This window comes from Acidovorax sp. KPB24-03 (assembly GCF_057546605.1).
In genome coordinates this window covers 1-3133 of the sequence record NZ_BAAJYR010000405.1, presented here as the reverse complement: position 1 = coordinate 3133, position 3133 = coordinate 1, and the positions used below count along the sequence as shown (strand labels likewise).

Annotated in this window: 3 protein-coding genes and 1 pseudogene; 1 reads left to right on the top strand and 3 read right to left on the bottom strand. The window is 69.2% G+C overall.

The features are described 5' to 3' along the window. Window positions 1-502: sodium-dependent bicarbonate transport family permease (locus AC27KI_RS21700; RefSeq protein ID WP_487115772.1), on the bottom strand; the 502-nt coding region annotated here is incomplete at its 3' end. A gap of 73 nt (window positions 503-575) precedes the next feature. Between AC27KI_RS21700 and AC27KI_RS21695 the strand changes: the two genes are divergently transcribed. Continuing rightward, entirely contained in the window at window positions 576-1481 is a 906-nt protein-coding gene (locus tag AC27KI_RS21695) for a LysR family transcriptional regulator (RefSeq protein WP_487090682.1), read from the top strand. A 102-nt stretch (window positions 1482-1583) separates the two neighbouring features. Here the strand turns inward: AC27KI_RS21695 and AC27KI_RS21690 are convergent, their stop codons facing one another. Together AC27KI_RS21690 and AC27KI_RS21685 are read right to left on the bottom strand one after the other, a co-directional pair. Beyond that, window positions 1584-2210 (bottom strand): LysE family translocator, encoded by a 627-nt coding sequence (locus tag AC27KI_RS21690; RefSeq protein WP_487090683.1) that lies wholly within the window; start codon window positions 2208-2210, stop codon window positions 1584-1586. Between the two features lie 114 nt (window positions 2211-2324). Next, window positions 2325-3133, bottom strand: a pseudogene (locus AC27KI_RS21685) (aldehyde dehydrogenase family protein); the annotation flags it as partial.

The window sequence follows — 3133 nt, the reverse complement described above, 5'->3', positions numbered from 1 at the left end:
CCGGGCCGCCAGCCATCACGGCCTGCGATCCCACGGCGATGGGGGCCACCGAGGCCGGGGCGCGCAGCCAATGCGCCATCACCACCGCCAGCACGATGGCGGGCGACTCCATCAGCGCCATGGCCGCGGCCATGTAGCCGCCGGCAGGGGTGCCCTGCTGCTCCAGCAAGTGGCTGGCGGTCACGAACGTCACGGCGCTGACGCTGCCGTAGGTGGCCGCCACGGCAGCCGCATCGAAGGGCGGCAGCAGGCGGCGCAGCACGCACCATGCGATGGCCGGCACGGCGACGGCGAGCACCAGGGCACTGACCAGGGCGGCCGAGATCTGCACCGTCCAACCGGACTGGGCCAGGGCGAATCCGCCCTTGAGGCCCAGCGCCATGAGCAGGTACAGCGACAGAAAGCGCGACAGCGGCGCGGGAATCTCCAGGTTGGAGCGCAGCAGCCCGGCCGCCAGGCCGAGCACGAAAAACAGAATCGCGGGATCGAGCAGGTGTTTCATGGGGCGCGATGCTAGGCGGCAATGGCGATAAAGGAAAATCGATACTGTCGATCCGACCCATCGGGATTTCTCTATGCATGCCACTTTCCGCCAATTGCAGATCATGCTGGCTCTGGCCGAGACCGGCTCCGTCACCGGGGCCGCGCGCCACTGCCACGTGACCCAGCCCACGGCATCGATGCAACTCAAGGAGCTGTCGGACGCCATCGGACTGCCGCTGTACGAGCGCGTTGGCCAGCGGCTGCACCTCACCCAGGCGGGCGAGGCGGCGGCGCAGACGGCACGCGCCATCGCGGCCGACTGGGAGGCATTGGAGCAGCGCGTGGCCGCGCTCAAGGGCGTGAGCCAGGGCCGGCTGCGCATCGCGCTGGCCAGCACCGCCAAGTACTTCATTCCGCGCATGCTGGGCCGCTTTTGTGAGGAGCATCCGGGCGTGGACGTGGCGATGCAGGTGCTCAACCGCGATGGCGTGGTGCAGCGCCTGCTGGCCAACGAGGACGATCTCTACATCCTGTCCATCCCGCCGCGCGGCGTGCCGCACGACAGGCAGGTGCTGCTGAGCAACCCGCTGGTGGTCATCGCCGCACACGACCATCCGCTGGCCGCGCGTCGGCGCGTGCGGCTGGAGCAATTGCTCAAGGAGCCGTTCATCCTGCGCGAGACGGGTTCGGGCACACGGCTGGCGACGGAGGAGCATTTCAAAGCCCTGGGCTTCGCGCCGCGGGTGCGTCTGGAACTGGGCAGCAACGAGGCCATCAAGCAGTCCGTGGCGGCACGCATGGGCCTGGGGCTGGTGTCGCGGCATGCGCTGGCCGCAGACCCTGCCAGCGAAGGCGTGGCCATCCTGGCAGCGGAGCGCATGCCCGTGCCCTCGTCGTGGTACGTGCTGTGGCCGCAGGGCAAGCGGCTGTCTCCCATTGCCGAGACCTTTCTGCGGCAGCTGCTGCAACAGGCGCGCCGGTGGGAAGTGCACTCCTGATGCCAGCGAGCGGCACGGCGCGGCGCAAGCGTTTTTTCCACAAGACAATGGCCTGCGACGCCCATGCCCCCCGCGATCGCGATCCCGTCGATAGGCCGGGGTTCAGCGGCCCGCGATCATCTTCACGCCCAGGCCCACGAACACGGTGCCGGCCATGCGGTCCAGCCACAGGCCGGCGCGCGGCCTGCGCTGGAGCCAGGCGCCGATGGCACCCGCAAAATAGCCCAGCAGCCCGAACAGCACCGCCGCCTGCAGCGTGAACAAGAGCCCCAGCAGGCCCAGTTGCAGGGCGACGTTGCCTTGCGCCGGCACCACGAACTGCGGCAGGAACGACAGGAAGAAAAGCACCACCTTCGGGTTGATCGCATTGGCCAGCATGCCCTTGAAGAACAGGCTCCGCAGCGACTGCGCCGGTGCGCCCGCGGCATCGACGCGGCCGGCGCCCGGGCTGCGCAGCGCCTGAATGCCCAGCCAGATCAGGTAGGCCCCGCCCAGCCACCGCAACGCCGTGAAGGCGACGGGCGACGCGGCGATCAGCGCACTCACGCCCACCACGGCCAGCAGCGTGTGGCTCAGGCACCCCAGCGCGCAGCCCAGCCCGAACACAATGCCCTGCCAGCGCCCCCTGGACATCCCCATGCCCAGCACCAGCAGGTTGTCGGGACCGGGCGTGGCCGTGATGAGCACGGCGGTGAGCAAGAACGCGAGCAGTTGGGCGAAGGTGAGCATCGGACGATGATATTCGCGTGCGGCTCCCTCTCCACCAGCCTGGAGCGCAGCATGCCTCGACCCAAAAAAAAAGGCCGCGCTGTGCAGCGCGGCCTTTCGACGACACGGTGGGGATCACACGTTCATGATCGACACGAGGCGCGTGTTCAGATGGGCTTCCACGGCCTCGGAGCCGCCTTCGGAGCCGTAGCCCGAATCCTTCAGGCCGCCGAAGGGCAGCTCGGCTGCGGGAGCGGCGGCCTGGTTGATCCAGAGCATGCCCACTTCCAGGCGCTGGGCCAGCAGGTGCGCGTTCTTGAGCGAGCGCGTGAAGGCATAGCCCGCCAGGCCGAACGGCAGGCGGTTGGCCTCGGCGATGGCGTCCTCGATCTTCTCGAAACCGCGCACGGCGGCCACGGGGCCGAAGGGCTCTTCGTTGAAGATGCGGGCCGACAGGGGCACGTCGTTGAGCACCGTGGGCTGGAAGAAGTTGCCTTCGCTGCCGATGCGTTCGCCGCCGGTGGCCAGTTGCGCGCCCTGCTGCACCGCGTCGGCCATCAGGTCGGCCATGGCGGTGATGCGGCGCGGGTTGGCCAGCGGGCCCATCTGCGTGCCGTCGGCCAGGCCGTTGCCCACCTTGAGGCCCTGGGCGTGGCGCGACAGCGCGGCCACGAACTCGGCGCGGATGCTTTCATGCACCAGGAACCGCGTGGGCGAGATGCACACCTGGCCCGCGTTGCGGAACTTGGCGCCGCCGGCGGCCTTGATGGCCAGCTCGACATCGGCGTCTTCCGCCACGATCACCGGGGCGTGGCCGCCCAGCTCCATGGTCACGCGCTTCATGTGCTTGCCAGCCAGGGCGGCCAGCTGCTTGCCCACGGGCGTGGAGCCGGGTGAAGGTGATCTTGCACACGCGCGCATCGTCCAGCCACACGTCCACCACC